11 protein-coding genes and 2 tRNA genes are annotated in these 14,839 nt (G+C 64.2%); 12 read left to right on the top strand and 1 reads right to left on the bottom strand.

Annotated elements, in window-relative coordinates; all coding sequences use genetic code 11:
* Positions 1 to 140: 140 nt before the first annotated feature.
* Positions 141 to 1,865 carry a C4-dicarboxylic acid transporter DauA gene (gene dauA / locus ACW5W4_RS03820; protein ID WP_456688475.1) on the bottom strand — a complete coding sequence of 575 codons (1,725 nt, stop codon included), beginning with the start codon at positions 1,863 to 1,865 and terminating at the stop codon, positions 141 to 143.
* A gap of 403 nt (positions 1,866 to 2,268) precedes the next feature.
* Between dauA and ACW5W4_RS03815 the strand changes: the two genes are divergently transcribed.
* The 12 genes from ACW5W4_RS03815 to ACW5W4_RS03760 all read left to right on the top strand — a co-directional run bounded on the left by ACW5W4_RS03815 (position 2,269) and on the right by ACW5W4_RS03760 (position 14,791).
* Positions 2,269 to 3,720: a Na+/H+ antiporter NhaC family protein gene (locus ACW5W4_RS03815; protein ID WP_456688474.1), complete on the top strand. Its 1,452-nt coding sequence runs from the start codon at positions 2,269 to 2,271 to the stop codon at positions 3,718 to 3,720.
* 204 nt (positions 3,721 to 3,924) lie between these two features.
* A tRNA-Asn gene (locus tag ACW5W4_RS03810) sits at positions 3,925 to 4,000 on the top strand.
* A 2-nt stretch (positions 4,001 to 4,002) separates the two neighbouring features.
* A tRNA-Asn gene (locus ACW5W4_RS03805) sits at positions 4,003 to 4,078 on the top strand.
* Positions 4,079 to 4,388: 310 nt separating this feature from the next.
* A complete protein-coding gene (locus ACW5W4_RS03800; protein ID WP_456688473.1) occupies positions 4,389 to 5,825 on the top strand; it encodes a circularly permuted type 2 ATP-grasp protein in 1,437 nt (478 codons plus the stop codon).
* The gene (locus tag ACW5W4_RS03795) at positions 5,819 to 6,745 is read left to right on the top strand and encodes an alpha-E domain-containing protein (protein WP_106887085.1); all 927 of its coding nucleotides are present in this window, start codon (positions 5,819 to 5,821) and stop codon (positions 6,743 to 6,745) included. The genes ACW5W4_RS03800 and ACW5W4_RS03795 overlap by 7 nt, the downstream gene beginning before the upstream one ends.
* Positions 6,742 to 7,542 (top strand): transglutaminase family protein, encoded by an 801-nt coding sequence (locus tag ACW5W4_RS03790; RefSeq protein WP_456688472.1) that lies wholly within the window; start codon positions 6,742 to 6,744, stop codon positions 7,540 to 7,542. The genes ACW5W4_RS03795 and ACW5W4_RS03790 overlap by 4 nt, the downstream gene beginning before the upstream one ends.
* A gap of 43 nt (positions 7,543 to 7,585) precedes the next feature.
* A complete protein-coding gene (locus ACW5W4_RS03785) occupies positions 7,586 to 8,287 on the top strand; it encodes a peptidase (RefSeq protein WP_456688471.1) in 702 nt (233 codons plus the stop codon).
* An 82-nt stretch (positions 8,288 to 8,369) separates the two neighbouring features.
* Complete coding sequence (locus tag ACW5W4_RS03780) at positions 8,370 to 8,855, top strand: YqhA family protein (protein WP_392415854.1); 486 nt, start codon at positions 8,370 to 8,372, stop codon at positions 8,853 to 8,855.
* A gap of 122 nt (positions 8,856 to 8,977) precedes the next feature.
* Positions 8,978 to 9,427: a hypothetical protein gene (locus tag ACW5W4_RS03775; RefSeq protein ID WP_456688470.1), complete on the top strand. Its 450-nt coding sequence runs from the start codon at positions 8,978 to 8,980 to the stop codon at positions 9,425 to 9,427.
* Between the two features lie 4 nt (positions 9,428 to 9,431).
* Positions 9,432 to 12,452, top strand: a complete 3,021-nt coding sequence (locus ACW5W4_RS03770) for a YncE family protein (RefSeq protein WP_456688469.1) — start codon at positions 9,432 to 9,434, stop codon at positions 12,450 to 12,452.
* Positions 12,452 to 13,291, top strand: coding sequence for an FTR1 family iron permease (locus tag ACW5W4_RS03765; protein WP_456688468.1), 840 nt, complete (start codon positions 12,452 to 12,454; stop codon positions 13,289 to 13,291). Before ACW5W4_RS03770 ends, ACW5W4_RS03765 begins: the two co-directional genes overlap by 1 nt.
* A gap of 75 nt (positions 13,292 to 13,366) precedes the next feature.
* A complete protein-coding gene (locus ACW5W4_RS03760) occupies positions 13,367 to 14,791 on the top strand; it encodes an NAD(P)/FAD-dependent oxidoreductase (protein WP_456688467.1) in 1,425 nt (474 codons plus the stop codon).
* The last annotated feature ends 48 nt before the right edge of the window (positions 14,792 to 14,839 follow it).

The following is a 14,839-nucleotide window of genomic DNA, read 5'->3' as shown; positions in this document are numbered from 1 at the left end:
GTCGCGACAACGGGGCGTAATGTAAGGGATGAACCTGGGTCGGTCAACGCAATTTATTGCTTTTCTTGCCGTTTGCTCAAGTTCTGCGCCAATTGGCGAAAATCTTGGCAACGCCCCCCATCAAGCCCCGTCTCTCCCGTTTATCCCGGGGCATGCTCTCCCGTCAATGCCTCCTCAAGGGAGCCGTAAAACTCCAGCTTGCCCGCCACGGGCGCCACTTTGGCGCGGGCCAGGGTCTTGAGGGGCTGAAATTGCAGTTCGGCGATGCGCAAACACACACCCGCCTTGGCCATCTGCTGCTCGAAGTGGAGGAAGGCAGAGAGCCCCCCCGCATCCAGGATGGAGACGGCGTCCAGCTGCAACACCAGCAGACGGTGGCCCTGCACCTGCTCGGCCAGCTCGCCAAAGACCCGTTCGGCGGCGGCGAAGAAGAGGGGGCCATTGACGCGATAGAGCAGGCCCTGCTCGGGTACCTGATGCTGATGGCGCTTGTGCTGCCCCAGATCCTGCAACCGGGTCATCCTGGCTATCTCGCGCATGAACAGCAGGGAGGCCAGGATCACCCCGAAGGTGATGGCGATCACCATGTCGAAGATGACGGTCAGCGACAGGCAGACCAGCAGCACCAGCACGTCGGAGCCGGGGGCACGGCGGATGAGCTCCACCACCTTGTGCGCCTCGCTCATGTTCCAGGCCACCAGCAGCAGCAGGGCCGCCATGGCGGAGAGGGGCAGCCAGGAGAGCCAGGGGGCCAGTACCATCACGGCGGCCAGCACCACCAGGGCATGGATGATGGCAGAGATGGGGGAGCTGGCCCCGGCCCGCACGTTGGCGGCGGAGCGGGCGATGGCGGCGGTGGCCGTGATGCCGCCGAAGAAGGGGGCCACTATGTTGCCCAGCCCCTGCCCCACCAGCTCGGCATTGGAGCTGTGCTTGCGGCCCGTCATGCCGTCCAGCACCACGGCGCAGAGCAGGGATTCGATGGCCCCCAGCATCGCCATGGAGAAGGCCGCGGGCAACAGCCGCTCTATGGTGGCCAGATCCCAGTTCACCGGCTGGCCATCGGGTCCGGGCAGGGACCAGGGCAGCAGCAGGCTGGGGGCGATGGGGGGAATGCCCGCCCCCTGGCTGCCGTCCGGCAACAGATAGTGGAACTGGCTGCCGATGGTGGCCACCTCGACCCCGGCCCCGTGCAGGGCGATGCCAAGCCCTGCCCCCACCAGCACGGCGGGCAGATGGCCCGGCACCGGCAGCTTGAGCCTGGGCCAGAGCAGCAGCACCGCCAGGGTCGCTACCCCCACCAGGGTGTCACCCCACTGCCAGCTCGGCAGGGCCTGGGCCAGGGCCTCTACCTTGCCCAGATAGGTCTCGGGCATCTCGGGCACCCGCAGGCCGAAGAAATCCTTGATCTGCAGGGTGGCGATCACGATGGCGATGCCGCCGGTAAAACCCAGGGTCACCGAGGGGGGGATGTACTCGATGAGGCGACCGAGCCGCGCCATGCCCATGGCCACCAGGAAGCAGCCCGAGATGAGGGTCGCCACCAGCAGCCCCCCCACCCCGAACTGCTGGGAGACCGGGTAGAGGATCACCACGAAGGCGGCGGTGGGGCCGGAGACGGAGTAGCGGGAGCCACCGGTCACGGCGATGACGACACCGGCGATGATGGCGGTGTAGAGGCCGTGCTGGGGCGGCACGCCACTGGCGATGGCCAGGGCCATGGCCAGCGGGATGGCGATGATGCCAACCGTGATCCCCGCCACCAGATCGCGACCCAGTCGGGTCAAGGTGTAGGGTTCATCCAGGCAGGATTGGCGCAAGGCCACGGCGAGCCTCACGGGAAGTGGTGCTTGTTGAGTGTGCATGAGTATCGTCATACCAGAACAGAGAGACAAAGGCCGACGGGGTCGGCGCCCGATCATCGTCAAGGGCCGGCAACGGTGTCGACGCGGCGATGGTATCCTGTGCAACCTTAACCGATAGCCGGCCCGATTTCGATGGCCGGGATCAATGAAACGCCTCTCCTGCCGCGAATTTGCACCGTTCGCCGCCATATTGACGACTTTTGCCGCTTTGCCCGGAATTTTGGGTTGACTCGGTCCGGGATGCGTCTTAGTTTCTGCGCCGATGTTTTGGCCGGTGACGGTGCAGGTGGTCCCTCCCCCTCGTCATCCCGACAAGAAGCAGTGTTGCCGCCCGACATCCCTTGCCGGGCACTCTCTTTTCCATGCCGGCCAAGGCCGGTCCAGATACAAGGACCCTATGCGCATGTCCGAACCGACAGCCCTGAGTCTCATTCCCCCCCTGGTGGTGCTGGCGCTGGCCATCTGGTTGCGCCGCCCCATTCTCTCCCTCATCATCGGCACCGTCTCGGGCCTGCTGCTGCTCAGCGCCAACCCGTTCGATGCCCTCAATACCTTCGCCGAGGTCTCCCTGCGCACCATGCAGGATGAGACCATCGGCTGGCTGATCCTGGTGTGCGGCAGTTTTGGCTCCCTCATCGCCCTGCTGGTGCGCACCGGCGGCGCCATGGCATTCGGCCAGCAGGCCCTCAGACTGGCCAAGGGGCCCCGCTCCTCCCTGTTCATGACCTTCGTGCTGGGGCTGGTCATCTTCATCGATGACTACCTCAACGCCCTGACCGTGGGGGAGACCATGAAGCGGGTCACGGATCGCTTCAAGGTCTCCCGGGAGATGCTGGCCTATGTGGTGGACTCCACCGCCGCCCCGGTCTGCGTGCTGGTGCCCCTCTCCACCTGGGCCGTCTTCTTCGGCGGCCTGCTGGAGAACAACGGCGTGGCCGCCACCGGCCAAGGGATCAGCGTCTACTTCCAGGCCATCCCCTACATGCTCTACGCCTGGCTGGCGGTGCTCATGGTGCTGCTGGTGATCCTGGGGGTGGTGCCGGCCATCGGCCCCATGAAGCGGGCCGAGCTGCGGGCCCGGCACGGCAGCGTCGGCGCCATGCGGGTGAGCGACGGCGAGCTGGCCCGGCACGGCAGCGTCGGCGCCATGCGGGTGAGCGACGGCGAGCTGGCCCAGGACGCCGAGCTGACCCCGGACAGCTACGCGGTCAAGTCCATCGAGGAGGAGTTTGCCCAGGCCGATCGCGGCGGCAAGCTGCACAACTTCCTGGTGCCCATGGCCATGCTGGTCGGCTTCACCGTCTACTTCGACATCGATATCTGGAAGGGCTTGCTGGTTACCCTGCTGCTGACCATCCCCTACTACCTGGCCCAGCGCCTGATGCCCCTGGCGGAGATGATGGAGCAGATGATAGACGGCTTCAAAACCATGCTGCCCGCCATCGGCACCGTCATCGCCGCCTTCGTGTTCAAGGATGTGTGCGACCAGTTGCAGCTGCCCCAATACGTGATCAACAGCCTGACCCCCTACATGACGCCCCAGCTGCTGCCCGCCGTGGTGTTCGTCTCCATGGCGGTGCTGGCGTTTGCCACCGGCTCCTCCTGGGGGATTTTCGCGGTCACCATTCCCATCGTCATGCCCCTGGCCCACTCGGTCGGCGCCGACATCCCGCTGGTGATAGGGGCCCTGCTCTCCGCCTCCTCGTTTGGCAGCCAGGCCTGCTTCTACAGCGACTCCACCGTGCTGGCCGCCCAGGGCTCGGGCTGCGATCTGGTGAGCCATGCGGTGACCCAGCTGCCCTATGCCCTGCTGACTGCCGCCATTGCGTTTGTTGGCTTCATCATCATCGCCTGATTGCAGGCGGGCCCTGTGCCCGCCTCTCCAGGTAATTGATAGTTGGGCAGTAATGACGGTCAAGGTGTTGATTGTGCTGAAAATGCCCCACAGCGACCAACTTTTCGGCAAACGGTACCAAAAGTGATATTTCCAGCCGGAGGGCGGCTTGACACCCGCGCCCCGGCTCTTTAATATCCGCTCCGTCTCGACGAGACAAGCAATTCCTCCTTAGTTCAGTCGGTAGAACGGCGGACTGTTAATCCGTATGTCACTGGTTCAAGTCCAGTAGGAGGAGCCAATTCCCTCGTAGTTCAGTCGGTAGAACGGCGGACTGTTAATCCGTATGTCACAGGTTCAAGTCCTGTCGAGGGAGCCATCTTCTAAAGCCCAGTCTCAGGACTGGGCTTTTTCGTTTCCCCTGCCCCAGCGCGGGGCAAGGCGAAGCAGCGCGGCCTCCCCTCCCTGTCCGCCTCTGCTCATCGCGTCTGGGGCGCTGCCACAAGATGACGCAGGACTACCCTCTCTGGGGTACCAGTCTGGTGCGCCCTGCCTTGACCCTTGATGACATAAGAGTCATCCATATGATTTTTCAATAAAAAATTACTGACACCGGCCTTCATAGCGACTCGATTGACTGGCACAGCCCTTGCAATTCCTGACCTCAGGGACGTCACAAGGAGTTGCCTATGCTACCCATCAAGCCGCCCGGACCCGGTTGCTACGACGAGATGTTGCTCGCCAACAACCAGTTTCGCGATCACTACCACGCCTACCTCTCGTGGCTGCACCAAACCGACGAGAAGAGCATAGAACGCAAGCGTGAGGAGGCCGATCTGCTGTTTCACCGGGTCGGCATCACCTTCAACGTCTATGGGGATGGCGATGGCGCCGAGCGTCTCATCCCGTTCGACAGCATTCCCCGCATCATCCCCGCTCAGGAGTGGCAGCATCTGGACAAGGGGATCCGCCAGCGCGTCACCGCCCTCAACGCCTTCCTGCACGACATCTATCACGATCAGCGCATCCTGAAGGCGGGGGTGATCCCGGCCGCCCAGATCCTCACCAATGCCCAGTACCAGCCCTGCATGCAGGGAGTCGACCTGCACCGCAACACCTATGTCCACATCACAGGGGTGGACATCATCCGCAACAGCGACGGTGACTACTACGTGCTGGAGGACAATCTGCGCACCCCCTCCGGGGTCTCCTACATGCTGGAGAACCGCAAGATGATGATGCGCCTCTTCCCGGAGCTGTTTCACAACCAGCCCATCGCCCCGGTGGAGCGCTACCCGGCCCTGTTGCTGCAGACCCTGCGCGAGAGCAGCCCGGTGGACAACCCCTGCGTGGTGGTGATGACCCCGGGCCGCTTCAACAGCGCCTACTTCGAGCACAGCTTCCTCGCCCAGCAGATGGGGGTGGAGCTGGTGGAGAGCGCGGATCTGGTGGTCAAGGATGGTCAGGTGCTGATGCGCACCACCACTGGGCTCAAGCGGGTGGATGTCATCTATCGCCGCATCGACGACGACTACCTGGACCCTCTCGCCTTCAACCCGGACTCCCTCATAGGCGTGCCGGGCCTGCTCTCTGTCTATCGCGCCGGCGGCGTGGTGCTGGCCAATGCCATCGGCACCGGGGTGGCCGATGACAAGTCCATCTACCCCTATGTACCCGAGATGATCCGCTTCTACCTGGGGGAGGAGCCCATCCTCAACAACGTCCCCACCTGGCAGTGCCGGGAACCCGATGCCCTGGCCTATGTGCTGGCCAATCTGGAGGAGCTGGTGGTCAAGGAGGTCCATGGCGCCGGCGGCTACGGCATGCTGATCGGCCCCTGCGCCAGCCGCGAGGAGCTGGCCCGTTTTCGCGAGCTGCTCAAGGCGCGCCCGGACAACTACATAGCCCAGCCCACCCTCTCTCTGTCTACTTGCCCCACCTTCGTCGAGGCGGGCATAGCCCCCCGCCACATCGACCTGCGTCCCTTCGTCCTCACCGGCCAGGAGCTGCGCCTGGTGCCGGGCGGCCTGACCCGGGTCGCCCTCACCGAGGGCTCCCTGGTGGTGAACTCCTCCCAGGGCGGCGGCACCAAGGACACCTGGGTCATGGAGGGCAACCCATGCTGAGCCGCACCGCAAGCGAACTCTACTGGATGTCCCGCCACCTGGAGCGGGCGGAGAACACGGCGCGCATGCTGGACGTCACCCAGACCATGTCGCTGATGCCCTCCATCGACGCCGATCACAGCGAGCTGCTGGCCCCTCTCACCATCAGCGGCACCCACGAACCTTTCCTCGCCCGCTACGGCCAGGTAAACATGGAGAACCTGCTGCAATTTTTCTGCTTCGACGAGGAGAACCCGAGCAGCATCTTCAGCTGCCTGCGCATGGCCAGGGACAATGCCCACGGGGTGCGCGGCAAGATCCCGGGGGAGGTGTGGGAGAGCATCAATGCCGCCTGGATAGAGATCCGCAGGCGCCGCAAGGCGGGGCTTTCCAGCGGCCAGGCCCAGGAGTTCTTCGACTGGATCAAGGAGCGATCCCACCAGTTCCGTGGCGCCACCTACGGCACCATGATGCGGGGGGACGTGCTCTGGTTCCTGCGCCTTGGCACCTTCATCGAGCGGGCCGACAACACGGCGCGCATCCTGACCGTCAAGTATCAGGTGATCCGGGAGGACGAGGACAGCGTGCGCGAGTTCTACCGCTGGAACGCCCTGCTGCGCTCGGTGGGTGCCTACGAGGCACACCAGACCCTCTACAAGACCCTCTCCCACGCCTCCATCGCCGAGCTGCTGATCCTGCGTAACGAGGTGCCGCGCTCCCTGCGGGCCTGCCTCGACGAGATGGAGCACATCCTGGCCCAGATCGAAGGCAACGCCGGCCAGGCGCCGCGCCGCCTCACCACCATACTCAACGCCCATCTGACCTATGGCGCCATCGAGGATGTGTTCGCCCTCGGCATGCAGGCGTACCTGAGGGATTTTCTCAGCGACATCGGCGCCATCGGCCAGAGCATCCACGCCGCCTACCTGGAGGTATTATGAGACTCATCATCGATCACCAGACTCGCTACCACTATGCCGATGTGGTGCGCCGCAGCACCCAGTACCTGCGCCTGACCCCCCACAGCACGGCCCGCCAGCAGATCCTCTCCTGGCAGCTGGAGCTGCCGGGGGAGGCCACCTGCACCACGGACGGTTACGGCAACATACTGCACGTGCTGAGCCTGGAGTCCCCTCACGAAGGGATCCTCATCCGCGCCCACGGCGAGGTGGAGATCTGCGACGACGCCCCGGAGGATGAGGAGTCCTCCCTCATCTCCCCCCTGAGCTACCTGAGACCCACCACCCTCACCTGCCCAAGCGAGGCCCTGCGCGCCCTGGCGCAGGAGTGCCTGCCCTCCGAGCCGACCCAGGCCGACCTGCAGGGCCTGATGGCGCGCATCCTGGCCCGCATGCCCTATCAGCCGGGCAGCACGGACGCCACCTTCAGCGCCGACGAGGCCCTCGCCTCGGGCAGCGGCGTCTGTCAGGACCACACCCATGTCTTCCTGGCCTGCTGCCGCCACGCCGGTCTGCCGGCCAGGTACGTGAGCGGTTACCTCTACAGCCAGGACAGCAGCCACGTGGCGATGCACGCCTGGGCCGAGGTGTGGATTGAGGCGCGCTGGCACACCTTCGATGTCACCAACCTCACCTGCTCCGCCAACGAGCACCTCAAGCTCGCGGTCGGCATGGATTACCTGGATGCCTGCCCGGTGCGCGGGGTGCGCTACGGCGGCGGCTGCGAGCAGTTGCAGAGCCAGGCGCGGGTCACCCGCCTGGATGGGCAGCAGCAATGAGGGCCCAGGAAGTGCTGGCGGGAGCGCTGGCGGGAGCGCGGCCATGACCTATTGCGTCGCCATGTGCCTGCAAGATGGCATCGTCTTCGCCTCAGATTCGCGCACCAATGCGGGGGTGGACCACATCGCCACCTTCCGCAAGCTGCACCTCTTCACCCGGGAGGACAGGGTGCTCGTGCTGCAAAGCGCCGGCAACCTGGCCACCACCCAGAGTGTCATCAGCCTGCTGGCACAGGGGCAGGAGCTTCTTGCCCTTCCCAGCCTGTACGAGGTCGCGGCCCTCATCGGCCAGACCATACGCACCGTCATCAGCCGGGATGGGGGCCAGCAACAGGGGCATGTCAACTTCGGCTGCAACATACTGCTGGGGGGCCAGATCCGGGGGGAGCGCCACCGCCTGTTCCACATCTACCCGGAGGGCAACTTCATCGAGGCGGGCCCGGACACCCCCTACTTCCAGATAGGGGAGAGCAAGTACGGCAAGCCCATCATAGATCGCATCATCCAGTACGAGACGCCGCTCCAGACCGCCCTGCAGTGCGCCCTCATCTCCATCGACTCGACCCTGCGCAGCAACCTCTCGGTGGGCCTGCCCCTGGATGCCCTGGTCTATCACGAGGGGAGCTTCTCGGCGGCACAGCTGCACCGCATCACAGAGCAGAATCCCCACTTCCAGGCCCTGCGCAAGGCCTGGGGCGAGGGGTTGCAGCGGCTGTTTCGAGATCTGCCCCCCTTCCCCCTCTGAGCCGGGCGGGGAGCGCCAAGGCGCTTTCCCGCCCCCCTCTTTCCAGATACTCTGGCTGCCTTCCTTTTCGATGGAGTTTCCCATGCGCCGCTTCAACGTCATGCTCAACGGCAGCCGGCTGATGATGTTCCCCTTCTATGTCTGCATCCTGGTGTGCGTCGCCCTCTTGATGGTGAAATTTGCCATGCAGCTCTATGTGCTGTGCCGCGACATCATCGAGATCGATTATCTGGATCTCATCACAGGGGTGCTCACCCTGGTGGACTTCGTGCTGGTGGCCCAGATGCTGATCCTGGTGGCCATCTGCGGCTATGTGCAGTTCATCAAGACCCCGGAACAGCGTGCGGCCCTGGGGGACAACTGGCTCAGCAAGATCAACTTTGCGTCCCTCAAACTCATCGTCATCAACTCCCTGGTGACCATAGCCGGCATCGAGGTACTCAAGGCCTTCCTGGAAGACGGCACCGGCAACGAGATAGAGATGAAGTGGTCTGTGATAGTGTTTCTCGCCTTCTCCACCGCCGCGCTTATCTACGCCATCACGGAGCGGCTGGCGGATCACAAGTGACTCGCCCCTGATTTTATTCAGGATCTATTCATCAGTGGCCGAATTGATAACTCTTTTCATTACCCTTACCCCATTGTAAACTTGCTCGCCCCGGGCCGAACCGCCCGGGTGCTGGAGCACCCATGACAAGCCTTTCCCTCTCACCGCGACACCTCTGGCAATGGCTGGCCTATCACCATCAGGCCGCCGAGGGCTCCCTCTACCTGATGTTCTTCTCCGGCCTGCTGCTGTGGGAACCCCTGACCCCTGTCTGGTCCCTGGCGCGCTGGAACCTGTTTCTCCATGTGATGCTCTCCCTCTCCCTGTTTCCCTTGCTCTTTGGCGCCTTCTGGCTCTCCCATCGCCGCCTGCTGAACAAGAGCCGCAAGCCTTTTCTGCGCACCACGGGGCGCATCATCGAAGCCTTGCTGCTGGTATGTCTGGCCAGCGGACTGTTGCTGGTGCTGCACGGCACCCCGGGGGATAGCCTCGGCAACCTCGCCAGCTGGGCCCACTGGCTGAGCGCGCTCGCGTTGACGCCCCTGGTGCTGCGCCACGCCTGGCGCTGGACCATCTTGACATGGCGCACCTGATCCTATGTTGAAGTGGTTGTTATCCCTGATGTTCGCCGCCCTGCTGCTGGGGACCGCCTCGGCCCAGGAGATGGGCACGGCCATGATCCCCTATGACGAGGGCGACGCCCCTCGCCTGCTGGTGGCCAACCAGAGCGCCGGCTCCGTCACCCTGCTCGAGCGGGGCAGCGGCAAGCGACTCAAGGAGGTGCAGCTGGGGGGCGATCTGCGCCAGCTTGCCCGCGCCGATGACGGCACCCTGCTGGTCACCGACTACAGCGGCGATCGCCTTCTGCTCTTGGATGATGATCTCGACCTGGACAAGGCGATCCCCACCGGCCATAGACCCTATGGCGTCATCTTCGATCCCAAGCGGCAGTGGTTCTGGGTCACGCTGTTCGAATCAGCTCGCCTGCAAGCCTACGACACCGCGGGCAAGCTCCTGCTGGATGTGACCGTTGCCGAGACCCCCCGTGGACTAGCCCTGACCGACGACGATCGCCTGCTGCTGACCCACGCCATGACGGGCCAGCTCGCCATCTATGATCTCGCCAAGCTCGCGGACGGGATCACGGGGGCCACCCTGCCCAAGCCGCGCCTCATCACCCTGGCCGAGACCCACAGCGCGCCCCCTACTGGAAAAGCGAGCGACTCCCAGGGATTGCCGCGCCTGCTGGACGGCATAGCCCTCTCCCCCGATGGCAGCGAAGCCTGGCTGCCCCATGTGCTCTGGAGCTTCGATCACCCCTTCCAGTTCCAGAGCACCGTCTTCCCGGCCGTCTCCATCATAGATCTCGATGAGGAACAAGAACGGGTAGACGAGCGCAAGCAGCTCTTCTTGCAGATCAATCTGCCAAGCGTCGGCAACCGCAGCCAGATCGTCTCCAACCCCTTCGCCGCGCGCTTCGCCGCCGATGGCAAGCGGGTCTATCTGACCCTGGCGGGCTCCGAAGACTTGCTGGTGTTTGACTTGTCCCGCAGCGGCAAATCCAACAACAACCGCCACAGACGCAAGAAGTTTCAGGGGGGGGCCAAGGCGACCCAGCTCTTGCGTCACCTGCCGGGCCAGAACCCACGGGACTTGCTTGTAGACGGCGACCATATCCTGGTGCACAACGTCATGGGGCAGGATCTCACCCGCCTCCATACCGGCGGCAGCGGCCCCTTCGCCCGGGTCACCGTCGATGTGCCCCACTTCGCCAGACTGGTGGAGACGGATCCCCGCCCCGAGCCCCTCAAACGCGGCGAGCGGCTGTTCCATCTTGGAAACACGCTGGGCAACAACGACGCCAACGCACGCTTCCCCATGGCCGGGGACAACTGGATGAGCTGCAACTCCTGCCATCTAGACGGGTTCAACTTCACCAACCGCCATCTGATGGCAGCCCATCGCCAGAAGAGCGGCGACAACGCCATCAACGGCCACGCCAACCTCGCCAACATGGTGGCGGGGGATTTTGTCGGCGAATACCTGCGCATGACCCAGCAGACCCAGGGCGGCATGGGCCACGACGGTCGCGATGGCGCCGAGACTGTGGATCCCGCCAAGCCTCAGCCCGAGGTGAAGTCCATGATGGAGGATCTGCACGCCTTCGTCACCGCAGATGGCAACCTCCCCTATCTCGCCAACTGGCTGCGGCTCGATGCCCCGCGCCCTGACCTTGACAATCAGCCCGCCAAGGCGCCGACCACCCACCCCAAGGAGTGGCTCAACTCCGCCTCCTGCCAGAACTGCCACCAGGCGGCGTTCAAGGACTGGAGCGAGAGCAACCACAGGCTGATGGGCAACTCCCACCCCTACTACAAGGTGGTGCAGGCGTTGGCCCGCGAAACCGAGGGGGAAGCCTTCGGCCAGTGGTGTCAGGGTTGCCACATGCCCCAGCAGGTGCTGAACGGCCAGACGGCGCTGCCCAAGGGCTCCCACATGTTCGAGCAGGGGGGGGCCTCCCTGATTGCCGCCCACAAGGCAGGCGAGCCCGTGGTGGAGGAAGGGACAGGCTGCGTGCTCTGCCATCGCATCACAAGGCTCGAGGATGCGGGCGGCAACAGCGCCTTCACGGTGAACCTCAAAGACCGCGAGAGCTATGTGTTCGAGGATGCCCCGGGGGGCAGCGCCCGCCACTGGCTGGCAGAGCGGCAGATCAACGCCCGTCCCGCCATGCACAAGGCCTCCTACCAGAAGGATTTCTACCGGGACGCGGCCCTGTGCAAGTCGTGCCACAACGAGTTTGCCCCGGGCAGCGGCGCCAATATCGTCAACACCTGGGATGAGTGGGAGAACTCCAGCTTCGCCAAGGCGGAGGATCCCGCCAAACGGCGTACCTGCATCGACTGCCATATGAACCCGGAGCCGGGCAATGGCGGCGCGCCGGTGGCGGGCCAATCCACCGAAAACGGCACAGTGAAAGAACGCCTCTATCGCCACAACTTTACCGGTGCCCAGCACCAGCTGGTGGGGTTACGAAATCCAGACCTTGAGCAGGAGAGCCTGGCGCTCTTGCGATCCAGCGCTACCCTTTCGGCCCGCATCGAACAGGCTGCCGATGGGCAGCAACTGGTGGTGCGGGTCGCCAACACAGGCGCGGGCCATGCCCTGCCCACCGGGGTCGCCGATTTCCGTGAACTCTGGCTGGAGCTGACCCTCACCGACGCCACCGGCAAGCTGGTGCTCCAAAGCGGCCAGCCGGTGGAGGGCGCCGTCCCCGAGGATGCGCGGCTGTTTCGCAAAGTATTCGGCGATGCCGAGGGCAAGCCGGTCGGCCTCAAGTTCTGGCGCTACGCCAAGCTCCTGGAAGACACCCGCATCCCGGCCGATGGCTGGCGCGATGAAGCCTGGCCGCTGCCAGCGGATGCCAAGGGGCCCTTCCTGGCCGATATCAGACTCAATTTCCGCACCTACCCCAAGTGGGTCAGTGATGCGGTGCGCGCCGCCGAGCCCAGCCTGCCGGAGCCACCCATAGTGCTGCTCGCTCGGCTACAACTTAATCGGCTGCAACTGACCCTGCAGCCCCTCCCCATCACGCCCGCTACGGAGCCTCAATCCTGATGTTTGCAAGTTTTCTCATTACCCTGCGCGAGGGGCTGGAAGCCTTCCTGCTGGTGGGCATCTGCCTCTCCTATCTCGCCAAGCTGGGGGCGAGTCGCTACAACAAGTTCATCTATCTGGGGGTGGGCCTCGGCCTTGTCGCCTCCCTTGTGGTCGCCTTCCTGTTCCAGGTGGTGGTGAGTCAGTTCGAGAGCGAACGCTACAACCATTTGCTGATGGCGGGGATTCTGATCTTCGCCACCCTGGTGCTCACCTATATGGCGATCTGGATGCAAAAGCAGGCCAAATCCCAGGTGGGGGCCATGACGGCGCGCATCGATGCGGCCATCGACGGCGGCAACCTCTTTGGCCTGGTGCTGCTCGCCTTCCTTGCTGTGATGCGCGAAGGCTTTGAGACCGTGCTCTTCTTCTCCGCCCTGCTCTACTCCGGGCAAGGGGTGGATCTGCAATCCGGTCTCATCGGTGCCCTGGCGGGGCTGCTGGTTTCTGTGGTGCTGGTGTGGGGGCTGCTGCGCTCCACCCGCAAGGTGGCGCTGGCCCCCTTCTTCCGCTGGACCGGGCTGCTCATCATCATCATCGCCGCAGGGCTGCTGTCGTCCGCCGTCAACATGTTGCAGGCGGCGGACGTCATCACCTTCTGGACGACGCCCGTGTTCAACATCAGCCACATCCTCGACGATCAGGGGATCTTCGGCACCTTCCTGCGCGCCCTGTTTGGCTACAACGCCTCACCGGCCGGCCTGCAGTTGCTGACCTGGGCCAGCTACTTGGCCATCTTCGTCACCCTCTGGCATCGCAGCTATCGCCCCCAGGGGAGCACCGCCCCGACCAGGGGCTGAGCCCGGGGATCACCCTCTGTTCGGGAGCCGCGCACAGGCGCGCTCCCCCAGCTATCACGCCGTTTCGGAACACTCATGAACGACAACAACAAGAAGCACATTGCGGTGCTGGGCGCCGGCCCCGCCGGTCTGATGGCCGCCTGGCGCCTGCGCCAGGCCGGTTTTGCGGTCACCCTGTTCGAGCAGGAGAGCGTGGTGGGGGGCATGTGCGCCACTCAGACCTTCCAGGGGCGCGATGGTGACTATCGCTTCGACTACGGCGGTCACCGCTTTATCACCAAAAACCCCGAGCTGCTCGCCTTTATCGACGAACTGATGGGGGATGACCTGCTCCACGCCGATCGCAAGAGCGTCATCCGCTTCGGCGGGCGCACCTATGACTACCCCTTGAACCTCACCAACCTGCTGAGGACAGCCCCGCTCGCCCTGATGGCCGGGGCGGTGAAAGATCTGCTGCTGTTGCCCTTTGCCAAGAAGCCGGACGATTTCGCCAAGGCGAGCTTTGCCGAGTGGATCCAGAGCCACTTCGGCCGCACCCTCTATCGCCAGTTCTTCGAGGGCTACACGGCGAAGCTCTGGGGCATCAACCCGGACCAACTCTCCGCCGACTGGGCCGGCCAGCGCATCAGCCTGATCGATTTGAAAGACGTGGCGCGCCGCCTGCTGCCAAGACGCAACGGCAGCCTCTCGGTGCGCACCTACGCCCGCAAATATCGTTATCCAAAGTATGGTTTCGGCCAGATCTTCACCACCCTGGGGGAGCGGCTGGTGGCAGAGGGCGTCACACTCAAGACCGGCGCCACCATCACCCGTCTCGAGCAGGCTGATGGCCGCATCGAACGGGTTTATTGGTCACAAGATGACGTTGAGCAGAGCGAGCGCTTTGATCAGGTGATCTCCACCCTGCCGCTGCCGCTCACCTGCCAGCATCTGGGCCTGCCGTGCTCCCTCCACTACCGATCCTTGCGCTTCGTCAATATGCCCCTTAAACAAGAGAACCTGTCGGACAACACCTGGCAGTACCTCTCGGACCCCCATATTCTGGCCACCCGCCTGCAGGAGCCGCGCCGGCGCAGCCCCTTTATGGCGCCTCAGGGCCAGACATCTGTGATGCTGGAGATCCCCTGCAACCCGGGGGATGCCACCTGGCAGGCGCCGCTCTCTGATCTGCGCGCTCGGGTTACCGCCGATCTCGCCAGCCTCGGCGTCGATACCGCCAAGCTTGGCGACGAGACCTTCGAGGCGCGAAGCGAGTACGCCTATCCGCTGATGGATCTCGGCTATCAGGCGCGCCGCAACGCCGCCATCAAGGAGTTGATGCCGATAGCCAACCTCATCATGACCGGCCGTCAGGGGACATTTCGCTACATCTTCACCGACACCGCCATGGAGATGGGGATGATGGCCGCGGACATGGTGATCGACGGGGTGGACAGACGTCACGCCATCTTCAATCATCGCAACGAAAATACCGTGATCGAGACCCAGAGCGTGGCCTGATGGCCCCTGAATGTGGTGATCGACGGGGTGGACAGACGCCGCAACACC

It is taken from the genome of Aeromonas crassostreae (assembly GCF_054052445.1).
This window is presented reverse-complemented; position numbering and strand designations above follow the sequence as displayed.